We start from the raw sequence: 19,784 nt of genomic DNA on the forward strand, positions 1-19,784 counted from the left end.
AGGGCGGCGATGCTGTTCATGCAGAGGCCATTTCGGAATTTTCGGTGGAGACGCTGCTGGCTTCGCCGAGCGTGGCAGCGCCCAGCGGCTGCAGCAGCCAGTTCAGGTCGGCTTCGCTGAGGCGGGCGCTGGTGTCTTCGGCATCTGCTGCGCCTTGCACGCTGCGGGCAAGTTCTGCCTTGCGGGCCTGCATCGCGAGGATGCGCTCTTCCAGCGTGCCATCAGCCACGAGCTTGTAGACGAAGACGGTCTGGGTCTGCCCCAGACGGTGGGCCCGGTCGGTGGCCTGGTTCTCGGCAGCCGGGTTCCACCAGGGGTCGAAATGGATCACGGTGTCGGCCTGCGGCAGGTTCAGGCCGGTGCCGCCGGCTTTCAGGCTGATCAGGAACAGCGGCACCTCGCCCGATGTGAAACGGGTGATCGCGGCCTCGCGGTCCAGGGTGTCGCCGGTCAGAAGTGTCCAGCGCAGGTCGGCGCTGGCCAGCGCGGCTTCGATCAGCGCCAGCATCGAGGTGAACTGAGAGAACAGCAATATGCGGCGGCCTTCTTCCAGCATCTGCGGCAGGTTCTCCAGCAACCAGGTCAGCTTGGCCGATTCGCTGCCGATCTTCTGGCGGTTGTTCTTCAGCTTGACCAATCGCGGGTCGCAGCAGGCCTGGCGCAGCTTGAGCAAGGCGTCCAGCACGAAGATCTGGGAACGGGCCAGGCCTTTGGCGGCGAGCGCCTTCTGCACCGAGGCCTCGGCGGCAGCGCGGATGGTTTCATAAAGATTGGCTTGCGCTGCGCCCAGTTGCACGCGCACGACCTGCTCGATCTTCGGCGGCAGTTCCGATGCCACCATGCGCTTGTCCCGGCGCAGCATGAAGGGCATGAGCCGGCGGCGGAGCAAGGCCAGGCGACGGCTGTCGCGCTGCTTTTCGATGGGCGTGCGGTACAGCTCGGTGAAACGCGGCTCGCGGCCCAGGTAGCCCGGCAGCACCAGGTCGAACAGGCTCCACAGCTCGCCCAGGTGGTTCTCCATCGGCGTGCCGGTCAGCGCGATGCGGTGGTGGGCGTGCAGTTGCCGGGCCGCCTTGGCGGTATGGGTGCGCGCATTCTTTAGCGTCTGGGCCTCGTCCAGGACCAGGGCATGCCAGGACTGTTCGACCAGCACGTGCAGATCGCGTTGCAGCAAGGGGTAGGTCGTCAGCACCACATCGTGTTCAGCCAACTCGGCGTGGCGCGCGTGGCGGCCGGCGCCGTGCAGCACCAGCATGCGCAGTCCGGGCGCGAAGCGCTCGCATTCGCGGTGCCAGTTGCCGACCAGGCTGGTAGGCACCACGATCAGGCTTGGGTGCCGGCCCAGGCCGCGTCGTTGTTCGTCCAGCAGGTGGGTCAGGGTCTGCAGGGTCTTGCCCAGGCCCATGTCGTCTGCCAGCACGCCGCCCAGGCGATGCTTGGCGAGTGCGCTCATCCAGGCCCAGCCCTGTTGCTGGTACGGCCGCAGCTTGGCCTGCAGTCCCTCGGGAGGCGGTGGCAGCGTGACTCCGGCCTGGCGTGGCGCCAGCACCTCTCGTAAAGCGGCATGGCCGTTTTGGCCGAACTCGGCCTGGTCGGCGCCCAGCCGCAAGGCTTCCACCGGCGAAAGGCTCAAGGATTCGCTGCCGAAGTCGCCTTCGCGTTCACCCAGCAGCTCGATCAGCACCTGCAGCCACGGCCGTAGCGGCGCCGAGGGCAGCTGCCACCAGTGGTTGTCGTCCGTTTGCAGCCAGAAATGCTCGGGCAGGGCGGCGGGATCGTTGGCGGCATCCAGATTCAGGCCGGCCAGCACCTGCGGCAGCAAGGGCAGCAGGTTGATGCGCCGGCCGTCGATGTCGAAGCCCAGGGAAAGGTCCAACCAGCCCCCGGCATCGCGCGGGTCGCTGCTTTCCAGGCTGGCGGAGATGTCGTCGACTCGCTGGGTGCGGCGCAGCCAATCCTCGTCGAGTTCAACGATGAAGCCCAGCTCGCGCAGTGGCGCGAAATCCTGGGTCAGCCAGCCGGCCAGCAGGGTCTTCGGGTCTTCGCTCCTGGCGCCACCCAGTTGCCAGTGGTGCGGCGGGTCCGTGATGTCCGATGTGGTCACATGGCGCGGTGTGGCGAATTCGGCCCAGGCATGCGCTGCGGCCAATTCGGCGGCCGGCTCGCGGTGCAGTTCCACTAACCCTTGCGCGCTCGTAACGAACTGGCGTACGGGCGCGCGCGCCGGCCAGGGGGCGCAACGCAGGCCGTCGTAGTCGAGCCAAAGTTCCGCTTCGGCCACGGGCGCGGGTGCAGCAGGTTTCGAGCGCCTGGCCGCCGGTTCGGGCCAGCGCAGCCGGAGCACTGGCCGCGGCGCGATCTGCCGGATGGTGCGCACCACCGGCTCGGCCACGGCCTCCGGCAGCGAAGGCAGCAGCCCCCGCAGTTCCGGCTGCTGGCGCAGCCAGGCCTCAGGCATGGGCGGGCAGCGCAGCCATTGCGCAACCTGCGACTCGGCGATGCCTTGCAGATCCAGTGGACCGATGCAGTGGGTGGCGTCGTCCCGATAGAGATTGGCCTGCCCCAGGTAGGGCACGGCAGCGGCTTCCTGGCCGTGCGCGTCCCGGATGCATGGGCTCAGCGCCCACATGGCCGAGGCCAGGGGCTGCCAGGTCCAGTCCAGGCGGCGGCTCGGGCCCCAATGCCAGGGTGCAGACGGCGTGTCGTCGGACAGGCGCTGAACCACGCGGCCACTGGCCAGGACCCGCTCCAGCGTGGGTCGCGCCAGCGCGCCGGCCAGGACGCCCCAAGGCAGGGTGTTCCAGCGCGAACCGGACAGGTGCTGCATGGCCTCCAGGTTCTGCAGCAGGAACAGCAAATCCGGGTCTCCGGCATGGGCGTTGAAGTCGTGAAAGTTCTGCGAGGGCAGGCTTTGCAAGCGTCCCGGCAACCCGGTCTTCTTCAGCAATTTGCTGCGCGCCGGCCTCAGCGTGAGCCTGTGCTCGCCCGGCTGATGGCCGCGATGTTCTGCCAGTTCGAAATAAACGATGCCATCGGGCTGTGAGGGTCTGAAAGACAGGCTGACCCGAACCAACTGTTGATTTTCCAGCCAGCGCTGGGCCGCCGCTTCTTCGGCGGACGGCTGCCGGGACGCCGCTTTGCCCACCGGTGTTGCCGCCGGTGCCGAGGTGGCGCGCGGCGCCTGGGGCTGGGTGGGTGGCACGACCTCAGGCTGCTGCCTTGACAGCTCAAGCAACAGCGCGACCGCGTGCTTGCAGCGCTGGCCTACCGGGCAATCGCAGCCCGCGCCAAACCACCACTGGCCGTTTTCGTCGCGCACCAGGTCCAGCCAGGTCTCGTAGTTGCCCGAGCTGCCGCCCACTTCGGCGTCCACCGTCCAGCCGGGGTTCGCATTCGGGTCTTCAGTGAGTGTGAGCTCGCCGACCCGCCGCTCGCGAGCGTAGCGTTCGCCACGCTCGCGAGCACCCGAGCCGAACTGTTGCAGCAAGGTGCTCAGCCCGGGGCCGGACACTGCCTGCAACTCATCGTCGTCGTACATGGCGAGGCGAACGCTGGGCGCGAAACCGGGTCAGTACCGGTAGGTGTCGGGCTTGTAGGGGCCTTGCTTGGGCACGCCGATGTAGGCCGCCTGCTCGTCCGTCAGCTCGGTCAGCATCGCGCCAACCTTCTTCAGGTGCAGCCGGGCGACCTTCTCGTCCAGATGCTTGGGCAGCACGTAGACCTTGCCCACGTCGTAGCCGTCCTTGTGGCAGAACAGCTCGATCTGGGCGATGGTCTGATTGGCGAACGAGGAGCTCATCACGAAGCTGGGGTGGCCGGTGCCGCAGCCCAGGTTCACCAGCCGGCCCTTGGCCAGCAGGATGATCTTCTTGCCGTCCGGGAAGACCACGTGGTCGACCTGGGGCTTGATCTCGTCCCACTCGTACTTCTCGAGCGACGCGACGTCGATCTCGTTGTCGAAGTGGCCGATGTTGCAGACGATGGCCTGGTCCTTCATCGCGGCCATGTGTTCATGGCGGATGACGTCCTTGTTGCCGGTGGTGGTCACGAAGATGTCGGCCTTGTCGGCCGCGTATTCCATGGTCACGACCTTGTAGCCTTCCATCGCGGCCTGCAGCGCGTTGATCGGGTCGATCTCGGTCACCCAGACCTGGGCCGACAGCGCGCGCAGTGCCTGCGCCGAGCCCTTGCCCACGTCGCCATAACCGGCCACGCAGGCGACCTTGCCGGCGATCATCACGTCGGTGGCGCGCTTGATGCCGTCCACCAGGCTTTCGCGGCAGCCGTACAGGTTGTCGAACTTGCTCTTGGTGACCGAGTCGTTGACGTTGATCGCGCGGAACAGCAGCGTGCCCTTGACCGACATTTCCTTCAGGCGGTGCACGCCGGTGGTCGTCTCTTCGGTCACGCCGATGATCTCGGCGCTCTTGCGGGTGTACCAGGTCGGGTCCACTGCCAGCTTGGCCTTGATCGCGGCGAAGAGTTCGGTCTCTTCTTCGCTCTTCGGGTTGGCAATGACGGACAGGTCCTTCTCGGCCTTCTGGCCCAGGTGCATCAGCAGCGTCGCGTCGCCGCCATCGTCCAGGATCATGTTCGGGCCTTCGCCGGCCGTGCCCTTGGCGCCGAAGTCGAAGATGCGGTGGGTGTAGTCCCAGTAGTCCTTCAGCGTTTCGCCCTTGTAGGCGAAGACGGGGGTGCCGGCGGCGACCAGCGCGGCAGCGGCATGGTCCTGGGTCGAGAAGATGTTGCACGAGGCCCAGCGCACCTGTGCGCCCAGGGCCTGCAGGGTCTCGACCAGCACGGCGGTCTGGATCGTCATGTGCAGCGAGCCGGTGATGCGCGCGCCTTTCAGCGGCTGGCTGGCGGCGAATTCCTCGCGGATCGCCATCAGGCCGGGCATCTCGGTCTCGGCGATCTTGATTTCCTTGCGGCCCCAGGCTGCAAGCGACAGGTCGGCAATGACGTGGGAATCGGTGGCCAGCAGTTGGCTGGCGGGAGTGGCTGCATTCATCGGGGAGCTCCGAAAGTCAAAGGGTTGACCCGCGGTGGCGAACAGGATGAACAACAGCGTGCACCGGCACAAGCGGGACACAACTCACCCTGGGCGCCACGGCCATGGATCGCAGGGCCGTGCGGGTGAGCGCCGTTGCAAAGCAGAAGGTTCCGAGCCTGGGGCCTGCTGGCCTTGCAACGCTCCTCGGAACCGAGGGCCGGATTCTAACCAGCACCGCAGCCGCTGGCGAGGCGTCCCTTGCCGCGGGTGCAGTACCGGCGCTGTCAGTTTCAGGACTTATGTCGCATCGGCCGGCGCTTTGAGTTGGCTGATGTCGGCCCGCGGCGGCGTGCCGAACAGCCGCCGGTACTCGCGGCTGAACTGCGACGGGCTTTCGTAGCCCACGCGGTGCGCCGCGGTGCTGGCGTCCAGCCCTTCGGCCAGCATCAGCCGGCGCGCGTGCTGCAGCCGCAGGGACTTCTGGAACTGCAGCGGCGACAGCGTGGTCAGCTGCTTGAAGCGCAGGTGCAGCGTGGACGGGCTCATCGCCGCGCTGGCGGCCAGCTCGTCGATGCGCAGCGGCTGGTCGTAGCGCTGCGTCAGCTGCTCGACTGCGCGGGCAATGCGCGGCGCGGCGCTGTCGCCGGCCGCCAGTGCGCGCAGCCGCGGGCCCAGCGGCCCGGTCAGCACGCGGTAGAAGATCTCGCGCTGCACCAGCGGCGCCAGCATGCGCAGGTCCTGCGGCGTGTCCAGCAGTTGCAACAGGCGCAGCGCAGCGTCCAGCAGCGGCGCGGTCACGGGCGCCAGGTTCAGGCCGCCGGCGGCGGGTTCGACCGGCGCTGCCGTCACCGGCGGGCCGGCATCCAGTTCGAGCAACAGGTCGGCCAGCGTCTGGGTGTCGCAGCTGAAGCGCAGGCAGATGTAGGGCTTGTCCGGCGTGGCCTGGATCACGTGGCTGCGCGGCATCAGCGGCATGGCCACCAGCAGGCAATGACTCGGGCCGTAAACCAGCACATCGTCGCCGAGCTGCACCTTTTTCGCGCCCTGCAGCGCCAGCACCAGTCCCGGCTCGTAGACGGCAGGCAACTGGGCGGCTGGCGCGCTGGCGCGTATCAGTTGGAGGCCAGCCACCGCGGTGGCGTGCGTGCCGTCGCTGGTGGCGCGGCGCAGCGTCAGCGCAAGCGCGCGCTGGCGCAATGCGTCCAGTTCGGCGGCGGCAGGGGATGGGGCGGCAACAAGTGTCGATTCGGCCATGCCGGCGATTGTGCAAGCGCTGCTTTGGCCTTGGCGGTCCTGTGGCCGCAGGATCGGAGGATCAGGCAAGGATGGCCGAGCTTTGCACTGTGCCGGCGTGGCGCCGCTGCCTAAGCTTCGGTCCATCGCAGCGGCACAGGGCCGTTGCCTGCTCACAAGGAGAGACTGTCATGACCACCACCAAGCAAACCGCCGCACTGCCGCGCCGCCGCCTGGGCACCCAGGGCCCGCAGGTCTCGGCCATCGGCCTGGGCTGCATGGGCATGTCCGACTTCTACGGCCCGCGGGACGACGCCCAGTCCCTGGCCGTGCTGCACCACGCGCTGGACATCGGCCTGAATTTCTTCGACACCGCCGACATGTACGGCGTGGGCCGCAACGAGCAGCTCATCTCGCAGGTGCTGGCCAAGCGACGCAGCGAGGTGGTGATCGCCACCAAGTTCGGCAACGTGCGCGCGCCGGACGGCACGCCGCTGGGCATCGACGGCAGCGCGGCCTACGTGCGCAAGGCCTGCGACGCCAGCCTGCAGCGCCTGGGCGTCGAGCAGATCGACCTCTACTACCAGCACCGGGTCGACAAGAAGGTGCCGATCGAGGAAACCGTTGGCGCGATGGCCGAACTGGTCAAGGCGGGCAAGGTCAAGCACCTGGGCCTGTCCGAAGCCTCGGCGGCCACCATCCGCCGCGCCGCCGCGGTGCACCCGATTGCCGCGGTGCAGACCGAGTATTCGCTGTGGAGCCGCGACGTCGAAGATGAAGTGTTGCCCACCTGCCGCGAACTGGGCATCGCGCTGGTCCCCTACAGCCCGCTGGGCCGTGGTTTCCTGACCGGTGCGATCCGCAGCACCGACCAGCTGGCGGCCGACGACTGGCGCCGCGCCAACCCGCGCTTCCAGGCCGGCAACCTCGACGCCAACCTGGCGCTGGCCAATGCGCTGGGCATGCTGGCCCGCGACCATGGCCACACGCCGGCCCAGCTGGCGCTGGCCTGGCTGCTGGACCAGGGCGACGACATCGTGCCCATCCCCGGCACCCGCAGCAGCACCAGGCTGGACGAGAACGCCGCGGCCACCCGCATCACGCTGGACCCGGCGTTGCGCGAGCAGTTGATGGCCGTGCTGGCCGAACACCCAGTCTCGGGCACGCGCTACCCGGAAGCAGCCATGGCCAACGTGAACGTCTAGAGAAGCTGCGAACGAATCACTCGAACCCGCCTGGGCCGCCAAAACGCGCCCACTCGTCGTTGCAAATGCTCGCTGTAGCCCGAGCTACAGCTGTGCTTTGCGCCTAGATTGGGCCCGTTTTGACAACCCCTTCGGGCCCGATCGATTCATTCACAGCTTCTGAGGGCTCTCAGCCCAGGCCGAGGAAGCTGTGCATGCGCTGCAGCTCCTCGTCCAGCGCCTGGCTGAACGCAGCGCTGCGCGGGCGTTTGTCCACGAAGCCCAGGTCCGGCACCAGCTGGCCATCGGTCACTTTCAGATTGGCCCAGCCGATCACCTGCTCGCGCCACAGCAGCGGCAGCGCGTAGTGGCCGCGCAGGCGTTTGGCCGCGGGGGTGTAGGCCTCGAAGCGGTAGGCCCAGCCCCAGAAATGCTCGAAGCGCGGCCGGTCCCAGACCACCGGGTCGAACGGCGCCAACAGCCACACGGCCTCGGGCGCCTGGTGCCGCTTCGAGGCCGGCTTCTCGTCCGCCGGCCAGAACCATTGCACGCCGTCCACCTCGGCACTGGCCAGCCGCTCGCGGGCGCGGTGCAGCGCCTCGGCCCGGTGCGCGCGCCACTGCGGCACGCCGCCGCCGAGGAAACGCGTGAGCTGCGCCAGCGTCGTGGCCGGCAGCGGCGCGTACTTGTTGACCACCAAGTCGATCAGCCTGTCGAAGGCCACGTCCCGGTCCACCGGGGCCGCCGCGGCTTCGCGCACCGCGTACAGCCGCGTGCCGCCCTCGCGCCGTGCCACGCGCAGCAGGCCGCGGTAGTGCATGCCGTCCAGCAGTTCGGTGCTGGCGTTGGACGAGCCGCCGAACCAGTTGGTCACCTTGCCGTGGGCGAAATGCGCGTCCACCTCGCGCGGGTGCACCACGCCGCGTTCGCGCACATAGGCCAGCACGTCTGCGGCCTGCGCCCAGCGCTCTGGCGTCCACTCGTGCCTGGCCTCGCGCGGGTGCATCAGCGCCTGGGTGTCGCGGTGCACATAGCCGTAGTTGACGAAGAAATCTTCCTCATAGGGCAGCTTGGTGTAGCGCTTGTCCAGGTCGCCGGCGCGGTAGTCCAGCACGCGGTGGCGCAGCGTCAGGTCCTGTGCGCGGGCCGGCGCGCGCAGCGGGTCGGCCTGCACAAAGCCCAGGCGCTGCAGTGCGCGGGGCAGGGTGGTGGGTTTGAAGAGGCTGCGGGCAATCGCGTAGCGGCGCAGGTCGTCCAGGGTCAGGGCAGGCATGGCCGGATGATGCCGCAGCGGCGACAATGCCGGCCTCATCGAAATACCGAGATTGACCTCCGCCATGACCACCCTTGGAACCCCGCTGTCCCCTTCCGCCACCCGTGTGATGCTGCTCGGCTCGGGGGAACTGGGCAAGGAGGTGCTGATCGCGCTGCAGCGCCTGGGCGTCGAGACCATCGCGGTCGACCGCTACGAAAACGCCCCCGGCCAGCAGGTGGCGCACCATGCGCGCACCATCACGATGAGCGACCCGGTCCAGCTGCGCGCGCTGATCGAAGCCGAGAAGCCGGACCTGATCGTGCCCGAGATCGAGGCCATTGCCACGCCGGTGCTGGAAGCGCTGGAGGCCGAAGGCAAGGTGCGTTGCATCCCCACTGCCCGTGCCGCCCGGCTGACGATGGACCGCGAAGGCATCCGCCGCCTGGCCGCCGAAACCCTGGGCCTGCCCACCAGCCCGTACAAGTTCTGCGATTCGCTGGCCGAGCTGCAAGCGGCCATCGATGCGGGCATTGGCTACCCCTGCATCGTCAAGCCGGTGATGAGCAGCTCCGGCAAGGGCCAGAGCAAGATCGATGGCCCGGCGGACGTGCAAAAAGCCTGGGACTACGCGATGGCCGGCGGCCGCGTCGGCCCTGGCCGCGTCATCGTCGAAGGCTTCATTGACTTCGACTACGAGATCACGCAGCTGACGGTGCGCGCGGTGGGCGAAAGCGGCCAGGTCGAAACCTTCTTCTGTGACCCGATCGGCCACGTGCAGGTCAGCGGGGACTATGTGGAGAGCTGGCAGCCGCACCCGATGAGCCCGGCCGCGCTGGCCGAGTCGCGCCGCGTCGCCAAGGCCGTGACCGACAACCTCGGCGGCCAGGGCTTGTTCGGCGTGGAGCTGTTCGTCAAGGGCGACCAGGTCTGGTTCAGCGAAGTCAGCCCGCGACCGCACGACACCGGCATGGTCACGATGATCACCCAGTGGCAGAACGAGTTCGAACTTCACGCTCGCGCCATCCTCGGCCTGCCGGTGGACACCTCGCTGAAGAGCCCCGGCGCCAGCGCCGTGATCTACGGCGGCGTCGATGCCACGGGCATCGTCTTCGACGGCGTGGCCGACGCGATGCGTGTGCCCAACAGCGAGATCCGCCTGTTCGGCAAGCCCGAGAGCTTCGTCAAGCGCCGCATGGGCGTGGCACTGGTGCACGACGCGGACGTGGAAACCGCCCGCACCCAGGCCAAGCTGGCCGCCAGCAAGGTCAAGCCGCGCAAGGCTTGAGGCTTGGCGCCAGCCGTTTCCCCCTCCAGCCCGGCAGCCACCTGCCGATAAGCATGCATGAAGCGACCGGCTCGTGTGGGCTGGTCGTCTTGTTCACGCCTGGGTTTCGGAGGATGCTGTGACTGAGACCACCAATCTCGCCGCCAAGGTACTGCTGCTGGAGCATGACGCCAAGCAGTACCAATGCCTGATGGATTTTTGCGAGCGCATGGGCTTGATGGCCATGCCGCGCAGCGCGCCGGACGCGCTGGCCACCTTGTCGCAGCACAAGGACCTGGGCGGCGTGATGCTGGCCGAGGACTTGCCGCTGGAGGGCATGGACAGCCTGGCGCTGGCCTGCAGCATCCACAAGCTGCGGCCGGAGCTGCCGATCTTCCTGCGCCGCACCAGCAACCAGCCGCTGAGCGAGGAGCAGGAAATTGCGATACGCCATCCGTGGACGACCGGCGACCTGGCGCAGCTGCAGTCCTGCGTCGAGCGCAGCATCTTCAGCCTGCGTTACCCGACCGAGCTGGTGAACGGCGTGGTCGAGCTGACCTGCTCGGCGATGCGTTCGATGTTCCCGCATGCGACGGTGAAGGCCGAGTCGCCCTACGTGGTGCACGACCGCATCATCTTCGGCCAGGTGTCGACGCTGATTCCGCTGGAGAGCACCTGGTGCCGCGGCTACATGATGCTGCAGACGGAAGAGGGGGCGTTGCGCCAGGGCCTGATGCAGGGCATGGGTTACGAAGGCGTCGGTGGCGACCTGAATTTCCGCGAACTCAATCACCTGCTGGGCGAGACGACCAACCTGATCTGGGGCGCGTTCAAGAACCGCTACATCCCGCCCAAGGCCTTTGCCAACCAGCAGAGCCAGGTGCCCATCGTGATCAACCACGAGCACAAGTACATCTCGTTCGGCTCGCAGGACCCGCAGCTGTGTGTGCGCTACCAGCTTTCGGACCCGCGCCGCCCCGGCCTGCCGCCGCTGACCATCGTGCAGCGCCTGATCTTCAACCTGCACTGGTCGCCCGAGGAGTTCGCGGTGTTTGCCGACGCTTCCAGCGGCAGCAGCGCAGCCACCGGTGAGCTCGAATTGTTTTGATCGCGCGCCATCCGATGTCTCATTCCCAAAGACCTCAAAGAGGAGACCGCCATGGCCCACGTTCTGGTGGTTGATGACTCCAACACGATGCGGGAGATCGTTGCCGGTTTCCTGAGCAAGAACGGCTTCGAGGTGGCGGTGGCGACCGATGGCCGCGATGGCCTGGTGCAGCTGAACAAGGACCCCGGCATCCGGCTGGTGGTCAGCGACATCAACATGCCCAACATGGACGGCCTGACCATGGCCGAGAAGATCCGCACCGAGCTTTGCAACAAGGACGTGCGCATCGTGATGCTGACGACCGAGGACAACCCGGCGATGCGCACCCGCGCGAAGGCCATCGGCATCAACGGCTGGATCGTCAAACCCTTCCGCGGCGACGCGGTGCTGGGGCCGTTTCGCAAGCTTTGCGGAATGGGCTGAACCCGCCGTTCGCCCATGAAAAAAAGGCCGCCGCCGGAATCCCGGTGGCGGCCTTTGTCTTTGGCACTGGGCGTTTACAAGCCGGCCGCTGCGCGCAGTGCGGCAGCGCGATCCGTGCGCTCCCACGTGAACTCAGGCTCCTCCCGCCCGAAGTGGCCGTAGGCCGCGGTCTTCGAGTAGATCGGCTTGAGCAGGTCCAGCATCTGGATGATGCCCTTGGGGCGCAGGTCGAACAGCTCATTGACCAGCTTGGCGATCTGCTCGTCGGGGATCACGCCTGTGCCTTCGGTGTAGACCGTGACGTTCATCGGGCGGGCCACGCCGATCGCGTAAGCCACCTGGATCTGGCACTGGCGGGCCAGGCCGGCGGCGACGATGTTCTTGGCCACGTAGCGTGCGGCGTAGGCGGCCGAGCGGTCGACCTTGGTCGGGTCCTTGCCGGAGAAGGCGCCACCGCCGTGCGGGCAGGCGCCGCCGTAGGTGTCGACGATGATCTTGCGGCCGGTGAGGCCGCAGTCGCCCTGCGGGCCGCCGATGACGAAGCGGCCGGTCGGGTTGATCAGGTACTTGGTCTCGGCGGTGAGCCATTCGGCCGGCAGCACCGGCTTGATGATCTCTTCGCGCACCGCCTCGTAGAACTCGGGCTTCATCTTGTCGCCCAGGCTCATCTCGGGTGCGTGCTGGGTCGACAGCACGACGGTGTCGATGGACACAGGCTTGCCGTCCACGTAGCGCAGCGTGACCTGGCTCTTGGCGTCCGGCCGCAGGAAGGGCAGGCGGCCGTCCTTGCGCAGCTGGGCCTGGCGCTCGACCAGGCGGTGCGCGTAGTAGATCGGCGCGGGCATCAGCTCGGGTGTTTCGTCGCAGGCGTAGCCGAACATCAGGCCCTGGTCGCCGGCGCCGATGTTCAGGTAATCGTCGCTGGCGCGGTCCACGCCCTGGGCGATGTCGTTGCTCTGCTTGTCGTAGGCCACCAGCACCGCGCAGCCCTTGTAGTCGATGCCGTATTCGGTGTTGTCGTAGCCGATGCGCTTGATCGTGTCGCGCGCGACCTGGATGTAATCCACGTTGGCCTGCGTGGTGATTTCACCGGCCAGCACCACCAGGCCGGTGTTGCACAGGGTTTCGGCCGCCACGCGGGACAGCGGGTCCTGCGCGAAGATGGCGTCGAGGATCGCGTCGGAGATCTGGTCGGCGACCTTGTCGGGGTGACCTTCCGAAACGGATTCGGAGGTGAAGAGATAATCGTTCGCCACTTGGCATTCTCCGGTTGCGAGATGAATGGCAGTTCGTCCAGCTCGGCAACCTGAGAGAGCGGCGAACGCTTTAGCGGCATTTGGCAGGCGATTCTGGAGAGAATCGGCCCGGCGCCATCGGTCGAAAACCTGGCACATCGCCCCGCAAGTTGTCCTGTTAACTCGGCGATGGGGCCGATCTTATCCGAAGCTTTGATGTTCTTGTTGCGAGGTATTTCGCGCTTGCCGCTCGCTTGGGTGCAAGCCCTGGGCGCGGCGCTGGGCTGGCTGGCATGGGCGCTGTCGCCGTCCTACCGCCGCCGCCTGCTGGCCAACGCCGCGCTGGCCGGGCTCACGCCCGCCCAGGCCCGGCGCTCGGCGCTTCAGGCCGGCCGCATGTCGGCCGAGGCGCCCTGGCTGTGGTTCCGGGATGCGGGCCGTTCGCTGGCGCCCTACCTGGTCTGGGACGGGGCCGAGCAGGTGGACGCTGCACTGGCCGCCGGCCGCGGCCTGCTGCTGCTCACGCCGCACCTGGGCGGTTTCGAGTTTGCTGCGCGCGGCTATGCCGAACGCTGGGGGGTGCAGCAGCCCATCACCGCGCTGTACCGGCCGTCCAAGAAAGCCAGCCTGGCGGCCTTGCAGGTGCACTCGCGCAACGCGCCCGGCATGCGCGTCGCGCCGGCCTCGCTGGCCGGTGTGCGGCAGATGCTGCGGGCCCTGAAAAAAGGCGAGACGGTTGGCCTGTTGCCTGACCAGGTGCCCCCCAGGGGACAGGGCGCGTGGGCGCCGTTTTTTGGCCAACCCGCGTACACGATGACGCTGGCCCCGCGGCTGGCGATGCAGACCGGCTGCATGGTGCTGCTCACCTGGTGCGACCGCCTGCCCGGCGGGCGTGGCTTCCGGCTCTGCTACCGTCCGCTGCCCGCGCCCCTGCCGGTGCCGACGGGTGACGCCGAAGCCGACGACCTTGCCGTGACCACCGCGATGAACCAGGCCATGGAATGGGTCATCTCGCAGTGCCCGGAGCAATACATCTGGGGCTACAACCGCTACAAGAATCCGCGCAAGCCGGAAGGGCAGGCATGAACCAGACGATGCGGTTGACCGAAGCCGGGCGGGCCGAGCGCCGGGCCGCCCCAAGCCGGCCCGCAGTCCCCTTGGGGGACCGGCTGAGGTACACCTCGGCCGAGGGGCTGGCATGAGCAAACGACACAAGACCGGCTGGCGCGCGAAGTTCTCGCACGGCGGCGCCCGCGCGCTGATCTTCGGCCTGTGGCTGCTGCACTGGTTCCCTACGCCGGTGCTGGCGTTTTTCGGCGAGGTGCTGGGGCGGCTGCTGTGGCCGCTGCTGAAGTCGCGCCGGCGCATCGTCCGCACCAACCTGCGGCTGTGCTTTCCGGAGAAGAGCGAGGCGGAGCGGGAACAACTCGGCCGTGAGCACTTCGTGTTCCTGGTGCGCAGCCTGCTGGAGCGCTGCGTGCTGTGGTTCGGCAGCGAGGCGCGCGTGCGGCGGCTGGTGCATGTGGAGGGTGACATCCAGCTGGCCGAGCGCACCGGCGCGCCCATCATGTGGCTGCTGCCGCACTTCGTCGGCATGGACTACGCAGCCCCGGCGCTGACGCTGTTCCAGTCGCGCCCCGCGATCAACATCTACCAGCGCCAGAGCAACCCGGTGCTGGACGCGCGGCTGCACAAGTCGCGTGCGCGCTTCGGCAATGCGCGGTTGATCGAGCGCCGCAGCGGCATCCGGCCCATCGTGCGGGCCATCCAGGACGGGGCCGGTTTCGTCAACCTGCCGGACATGGACTTCGGCCGCTTCGCCGAGAAGGACGCCGTCTTCGTGCCCTTCTTCGGCGTGCAGACCGCCACGCTGGCCTCGCCAGCTCGCATGGTGCAGTCGATGAAGATGCGCGTGCAGCCGATGGTCATCACGATGCTGCCGCGCGGCCGCGGCTACAAGGTGTCGTTCCAGGACCCGCCGCCGGGTTTCGACGACCCGGATCCGGTGGTCGCCACGGCAGCCTTCAACCGTTGGCTGGAAGCCCGCATCCGCGAGCAGCCGGCACAGTATTACTGGGTGCACCGCCGCTTCAAGACCCGCCCGCCGGGTGAGCCGCGGCTGTACTGATCAGGACAGCAGCTTGTCGACGCGGTCGCGCTGCAGCGCGTGCACGGCGGGCAGCAGTTCGCGCCAGCTGGCATAGGCGGGCGCTGCGGCCAATTTGTCGGCCGTGGCCTGCGCACGGTCCTGGGCTGCGGCCAGGGACTCGGCGCTCGAAGTGTCCGCAGCGGCCTGCAGCTCGGCCAGTTCGCTGCGCGTTTCGTGGCTGCGCTCGCGCACCAGGCGCTCGGCGCCCAGCACGGCATGCAAGGTCTCGCGCTGGCTGGTCGCGTCGCCCAGTTGCCAGCGTGCCGGCTGCATTGCTTCGGGTTGGGCTTCCAGCCGTGGGCGGGTGGGTTGGCCGGCCGGAAAGCGCTGGCCGCCGCCGCGCAGGCTGAGTCCGTCGCGCACTGCTGGCCACTGGGCTTCGGGCACCGAGAGTTGCACCGAACCGTCTTCGCTGTTCAGTGTGGCCTTGAGGTCGGCTGGCGCCAGCGCTTCGTTGAGCTGGCGCAGTGCGCTGTCCGGGTCGGCCGGCTGGCCGCTGGCATTGCCCAGCACCACGGTGATGGCCTGGCGTTGGCCGGGCACGTTCAGGCTCAGCGTTTCGCGCGCGGGGCTGGTGAGCGAGGCCTGGTCCAGGCCGCGCATCTGGAAGTTCTGGCGCGCGGCACCCGGTTCGGTGCGCTGGCCTTGTGCGTCCAGCGTGCCGGCGGTGGCGCTGCTGCGCTGCTGCCAGAGCTGGCCGATCTGGTCACGCTGGGCCAGCAGCGTGCTGCTGGCCGGCAGCTTCAGCGCGATGGCCTGGCTCAGGCCCTGCTTGAACTCGCCCAGCGCCTGGCCGAGCCGGCCGAGGTAGTCGGCCGTCTGCTGTGTGGCGGCCACCTGTTGCTGCTGGCCGGGCACCCAGGCCTGCAGCGCGCTGGTGCGCAGCGCGGGACTGGCCTTGGCTGCCGGCGAGGGCCTGGGGGCCGCGGTGAATTCGGCGGACGGCATGGCCGTGGCGGCGCCGGTCCGGCCCGCGGCGTTGGCCGAAGACGAAGAAGGCGTGCCAGCCGGCGAGGTCGGCCGCAGCAGGGTCGACGGGTCCAGGGAAAGCGTCTGCATAGGCCGTCAGTCTGGCGGATTCACGGCATCACATTGCGTTGAACAAGGACAGTTCACTGACCTTGGCGTAGGCTTTCTGGGTCGCCTGCACCGCCGTGGTGTAGCCGTTCAGCAGGACGGCCGCCTGGTTGTAGTCCAGCTGGCCCAGCGTCAATGCGGCCTGCTGGTTGGACAGGCTGATGCTGGCGTGGCCGCCGTCCAGCGTGTCCAGCATGTTCTGCGCGCCGCCCAGCTTGGAAATGCGTGCGCTGACCGAGTTCATCGCGCTGTCCAGGCTGGTCAGCCCCGTCTTCAGCGTGGCCTGGACTGTCGCGTCGTTGACGTTCACGCCCGGTGTGCTCAGCGTCTGGATCATCAGGTCCAGCTGGTTCAGCAGCCCGGCGGACTCCGGCAACACGACGTTGGCCGCCTGCGTCACGCCATTGCCCACCACCACCTGCTGCAGCGCGCCGTTGCCGGTGTAGCTGTAGCGGCTGCCGGCGGCGGCGCTGCTGTTCAGCGTCACGGTGGCCGTGCCGGTGGCCGTGCCGGAGAACAGGTAGCGGCCTTCCTGGTCGCGGCTGTTGCTGGTGTCGTAGAGGCTGTCGCGCAGCGCGGTCAGCGAGCTGGCCATCGCGGCCACGTCGTCGGTGGTGTTGCTGCCGTTGGTGGCCCACAGCAGCAGGTCGCGCGCCTGCTGCATGTCGTCGGTCATGCTGGTCAGCTGGGCCTCGTTGTTCGACAGCCGCGACTTCAGCGCCGAGATGTTGCTGCGGTACTGCGTCAGCGCGGCATCCTCGCGCGTCAGGCGCGACAGCCGCACGCTGGTCACCGGGTCGTCCGACGGCAGCTGCACGCGCGCGCCGGTGGACATCTGCTCCATGATGTGTTCGAGCCGCTCGTTGGCCCGCTGCAGGGCCGTGTTCATCGTCGTGTGGTACTGGGTGCTGGCAATGCGCATGGTGTGGTCTCCCGGGGGCTCAGAGCATTTGCAGCAGGCTGTCGAACAAGTCGTTGGCCACGGCGACCACCTTCATGTTGGCCTGGTACATCTGCTGGTACTGCATCAGGTTGATGGCTTCCTCGTCCTCGTTGACGCCGCTGGTGGCCTTCCAGTTGGCATCGGCCTGGTCGCGCACGGTCTGCGCGGTGTCCATCGCCGTCTGGTTGGACTGGCTGGCCATGCCCACGCGGCCGACCAGCTGGGTGTACACATCGCCCAGCAGCACATTGCCCAGCGAGCTGATGGCGACCGGCTGCTGCTTGAGCGCGATCAAGGCCTGCAGCTGGTCGCTGTTGCCCGGCTCGGTGGCACTGCCGGAAAGGCCCAGGTCTGCGGCCTGCAGCGTGGGGTCCACGCTCAGCATCGCGGTGCTGCTGGTCGGGTCGAAGCTGAACATCGGCTTGCCGGCCGCACCGCTCATCGTGTAGCCGGCGCTCAGCACGCTGTTCACGCCGTCGGCCAGGCCCTTGGCCATGTCCTGCAGCGACTGCACCATGGGCTTGAGCTGCTGGCTTTCGAAGTCCGCCAGGCCGCCCAGCTCGCCGCCCATCTGCGTGGTGTTGACGCCAAAGCTCTCGCTGGCGAACTTCAGCGCCATGACCTGGCTGCCGTCGGGTTGGGTCGTCAGCGTCAGCGCCGAATTCAGCTGGCCGACCACCAGCGGCTGGCCGCCGGCCAGCGAGACATTGGCGCTGCCGTCGGGCTGCGTCACCACCTGCAAGCCGACCAGCGAGGACAGGCTGTCGATCTTCTGGTCGCGCTGGTCGATCAGGCCGGAAGCGTTCACGCCATCGGCCTGGGCCGCGGCAATGCGCTTGTTCAGGCCGGCAATGTCGGCCGCCTGGCTGTTGACCTGCGTCACCAGGTCCTGGCGCTGCTGGCTCACCGCGGCCTGCTGGCTGGACAGCGTCTGGCGCAGGCTGTTGAAACGCTGCGCCAGCGCCTGGGCCGCGCCGATCACGCCATCCCGCAAGGGCGTGGACGTGGGCTCCACGCTGGCGGCGTTCAGCGACGCGAAGAAGTTGTCCAGCCCGGTGGCGATGCTGGCGTCGTCGTTGCCCATCACCTGCTCCATCTGGGTCAGGTAGGGCTGGGCCACGCTGTGCTGGCCGAGCTGGGTGTTGGACTGCCAGAGCTGCAGGTTCTTGTAGCTGTCGCTGAAGCGGAACAGCGAAGGCGAGGCCACGCCGTCACCCGCTGCAGCCACGCCGCTGCGCGACGGTTGCACCGAGCGCAGCAGCACGCCCTGGCGGGTGTAGCCGGCCGTCATCACGTTGGCGATGTTCTGGCTGGTGGTGTTCAGCGCGACCTGCGCCGCCTGGGCGCCTGACAGGGCGTTGGTGATGAGCGTCATGACAGCGTGGCGTGAAGAGAAGGAGGGAAGCCGGCCCCGGAGTTCAGGGCTTGTCCTCAGAAGAGGCGACCGGTGGCAGTGCGGACTTAAATGACGAGGCAGCCGACGGCATCACCTGCCGCAGCATCAGGTCGGCAATGCCAAACGCGCCCTGAGTGGCCAGCTGGTCGGCCACCATCGTGTCGGCCATGTCCAGCATGTCCTCGCCGCTGCGCTCGGTCTCTTTCTCGTCGCTCAGCACGCGGCTGCTGCGCCGCATGTCGTGCAGCATCTGGCCGATGAAGTGGCTCTCGAACTGTTGCGCGGCCTGCTTGGCCGCGGCCTGCATCGGGTCGGGTCGCGCAGGCTTGACGGCAGCGGCGAAGCTGTCCGGCAGCGCCAGGTCCGTCGTGGGGTGGATCGGCAGCATGGGCATCAGATCACCTCCAGTTCGCCGTCCAGCGCGCCGGCCTGGTCCAGCGCCTGCAGGATGGACATGATGTCGTCCGGCGTCGCACCGGTGGCGTTCACCGCGTCGATGATGGCCTGCAGGTTGGCGCCCGGCGCCCACTTGAACATGTGGGCCTGGCCCTGGTCCACGCTGACACGCGAGTTCGGCGTGACCTGCGTCTGGCCCTGGCCAAAGGCATTCGGCTGGCTGACCTGCGAGCTTTCGGAGATCACCACCTTCAGCGAGCCGTGCGAGACCGCGGCGGGCCGCACGCGCACGCCATCGGTGATCACCACGGTGCCGGTGCGCGAGTTGAAGATCACCTTGGGTCGGCCCAGGCCGGACTCGATGGTCATCGCCTCCAGCTGCGCGACAAAGGCCACGCGCTGGGTCGGGTTCATCGGCGCCTGGACCTCCACGCTGGTGCCGTCGCGCGCGGTGGCAATCGCGCCCCAGCGCTTGTTGATCGCGTCGACGATGTTGGTCGCGGTCTGGAAGTGTGGCCGGCGCAGGCTCAGGCGCACGCTGGGGTTCTGGTCGAAATCGGACTCGATCTCGCGCTCGATGCTGGCGCCGTTCGGGATGCGGCCGGCCGTGGGCGTGTTGATCGTGACGCTGGAGCCGCTGGCGCCCTGCGCCGTCATGCCGCCCACCACCACGTTGCCCTGGCTGATCGCGTAGACCTCGCCATTGGCCGCACGCAGGGGCGTGAGCAGCAGCACGCCGCCACGCAGGCTCTTGGCGTCACCCAGAGAGGCGACGGTCACGTCGATGGTCTGGCCCTTGCGGTAGCCCGGTGGGAAGCTGGCGCTGATCATCACCGTGGCCACGTTTTTGGACTTCGCGTCCACGTTGTCCGGCAGCTTCACGCCAAACTGCTTGAGCATGTTGTTGACCGACTGTCCGGCGTACTTCACCTGCGTGCTGTCGCCGCTGCCGTTCAGGCCCACCACCAGGCCGTAGCCCAGCAGCTGGTTCTCGCGCTGGCCCTCGATGCTGACCAGCTGGCGCAGCGGCTGGCCGGCCGGCTCGGCGGCGGTGCGTGTCGCGGCATGGGCGCCGGCCAGCAAGAGGCTGGTCAGCAGGGGGGCGAAGATCCAACGCAAAGCGGTCAT

General features: G+C 68.1%; 16 protein-coding genes and 1 riboswitch. Of the genes, 6 read left to right on the forward strand and 10 right to left on the reverse strand.

The window, feature by feature from the left end; all coding sequences use genetic code 11:
• Window positions 1-16: 16 nt before the first annotated feature.
• The 3 genes from LRH25_RS01850 to LRH25_RS01860 form a co-directional block, all read right to left on the reverse strand.
• Window positions 17-3,538, reverse strand: a complete 3,522-nt coding sequence (locus LRH25_RS01850) for a DEAD/DEAH box helicase (protein ID WP_231010072.1) — start codon at window positions 3,536-3,538, stop codon at window positions 17-19.
• Between the two features lie 30 nt (window positions 3,539-3,568).
• Window positions 3,569-5,011, reverse strand: coding sequence for an adenosylhomocysteinase (gene ahcY / locus LRH25_RS01855; protein WP_141290588.1), 1,443 nt, complete (start codon window positions 5,009-5,011; stop codon window positions 3,569-3,571).
• 120 nt (window positions 5,012-5,131) lie between these two features.
• A riboswitch (S-adenosyl-L-homocysteine riboswitch) is annotated at window positions 5,132-5,205 on the reverse strand.
• 85 nt (window positions 5,206-5,290) lie between these two features.
• On the reverse strand, window positions 5,291-6,247 hold the full coding sequence (locus LRH25_RS01860) for an AraC family transcriptional regulator (protein WP_231010073.1): 957 nt from the start codon (window positions 6,245-6,247) through the stop codon (window positions 5,291-5,293).
• 170 nt (window positions 6,248-6,417) lie between these two features.
• On the opposite strand from LRH25_RS01860, the gene LRH25_RS01865 reads away from it, so the two are divergent.
• On the forward strand, window positions 6,418-7,431 hold the full coding sequence (locus LRH25_RS01865) for an aldo/keto reductase (RefSeq protein WP_211361628.1): 1,014 nt from the start codon (window positions 6,418-6,420) through the stop codon (window positions 7,429-7,431).
• 169 nt (window positions 7,432-7,600) lie between these two features.
• Here the strand turns inward: LRH25_RS01865 and LRH25_RS01870 are convergent, their stop codons facing one another.
• Window positions 7,601-8,683 (reverse strand): DNA glycosylase AlkZ-like family protein, encoded by a 1,083-nt coding sequence (locus LRH25_RS01870; RefSeq protein ID WP_231010074.1) that lies wholly within the window; start codon window positions 8,681-8,683, stop codon window positions 7,601-7,603.
• A gap of 64 nt (window positions 8,684-8,747) precedes the next feature.
• Between LRH25_RS01870 and purT the strand changes: the two genes are divergently transcribed.
• The 3 genes from purT to LRH25_RS01885 all read left to right on the forward strand — a co-directional run bounded on the left by purT (window position 8,748) and on the right by LRH25_RS01885 (window position 11,460).
• Window positions 8,748-9,950, forward strand: a complete 1,203-nt coding sequence (gene purT / locus LRH25_RS01875; RefSeq protein ID WP_141289721.1) for a formate-dependent phosphoribosylglycinamide formyltransferase — start codon at window positions 8,748-8,750, stop codon at window positions 9,948-9,950.
• Window positions 9,951-10,068: 118 nt separating this feature from the next.
• Window positions 10,069-11,037 (forward strand): chemotaxis protein CheX, encoded by a 969-nt coding sequence (locus LRH25_RS32940; RefSeq protein WP_141289720.1) that lies wholly within the window; start codon window positions 10,069-10,071, stop codon window positions 11,035-11,037.
• 51 nt (window positions 11,038-11,088) lie between these two features.
• Window positions 11,089-11,460 (forward strand): response regulator, encoded by a 372-nt coding sequence (locus LRH25_RS01885; RefSeq protein WP_141289719.1) that lies wholly within the window; start codon window positions 11,089-11,091, stop codon window positions 11,458-11,460.
• A gap of 74 nt (window positions 11,461-11,534) precedes the next feature.
• Here the strand turns inward: LRH25_RS01885 and metK are convergent, their stop codons facing one another.
• Window positions 11,535-12,716, reverse strand: coding sequence for a methionine adenosyltransferase (metK, locus tag LRH25_RS01890; protein ID WP_141289718.1), 1,182 nt, complete (start codon window positions 12,714-12,716; stop codon window positions 11,535-11,537).
• A 195-nt stretch (window positions 12,717-12,911) separates the two neighbouring features.
• On the opposite strand from metK, the gene LRH25_RS01895 reads away from it, so the two are divergent.
• Both LRH25_RS01895 and LRH25_RS01900 read left to right on the forward strand, forming a co-directional pair.
• The gene (locus LRH25_RS01895; protein WP_231010075.1) at window positions 12,912-13,781 is read left to right on the forward strand and encodes a lysophospholipid acyltransferase family protein; all 870 of its coding nucleotides are present in this window, start codon (window positions 12,912-12,914) and stop codon (window positions 13,779-13,781) included.
• 112 nt (window positions 13,782-13,893) lie between these two features.
• Window positions 13,894-14,823 (forward strand): lysophospholipid acyltransferase family protein, encoded by a 930-nt coding sequence (locus LRH25_RS01900; RefSeq protein ID WP_141291151.1) that lies wholly within the window; start codon window positions 13,894-13,896, stop codon window positions 14,821-14,823.
• Here the strand turns inward: LRH25_RS01900 and LRH25_RS01905 are convergent, their stop codons facing one another.
• Genes LRH25_RS01905 through LRH25_RS01925 form a run of 5 tightly spaced genes read right to left on the reverse strand, consistent with a single transcriptional unit; the run spans window position 14,824 to window position 19,784 of the window.
• On the reverse strand, window positions 14,824-15,903 hold the full coding sequence (locus tag LRH25_RS01905) for a hypothetical protein (protein ID WP_231010076.1): 1,080 nt from the start codon (window positions 15,901-15,903) through the stop codon (window positions 14,824-14,826). It abuts the gene before it with no gap.
• A gap of 28 nt (window positions 15,904-15,931) precedes the next feature.
• Window positions 15,932-16,843, reverse strand: a complete 912-nt coding sequence (gene flgL, locus LRH25_RS01910; RefSeq protein ID WP_141287871.1) for a flagellar hook-associated protein FlgL — start codon at window positions 16,841-16,843, stop codon at window positions 15,932-15,934.
• Window positions 16,844-16,862: 19 nt separating this feature from the next.
• A complete protein-coding gene (gene flgK / locus LRH25_RS01915; RefSeq protein WP_141287870.1) occupies window positions 16,863-18,239 on the reverse strand; it encodes a flagellar hook-associated protein FlgK in 1,377 nt (458 codons plus the stop codon).
• A gap of 43 nt (window positions 18,240-18,282) precedes the next feature.
• The gene (locus LRH25_RS01920; protein ID WP_141287869.1) at window positions 18,283-18,654 is read right to left on the reverse strand and encodes a rod-binding protein; all 372 of its coding nucleotides are present in this window, start codon (window positions 18,652-18,654) and stop codon (window positions 18,283-18,285) included.
• A complete protein-coding gene (locus LRH25_RS01925; RefSeq protein ID WP_141287868.1) occupies window positions 18,654-19,784 on the reverse strand; it encodes a flagellar basal body P-ring protein FlgI in 1,131 nt (376 codons plus the stop codon). Before LRH25_RS01925 ends, LRH25_RS01920 begins: the two co-directional genes overlap by 1 nt.

It is taken from the genome of Ideonella azotifigens (genome assembly GCF_021043325.1).
Lineage (GTDB): Bacteria > Pseudomonadota > Gammaproteobacteria > Burkholderiales > Burkholderiaceae_C > Ideonella > Ideonella azotifigens.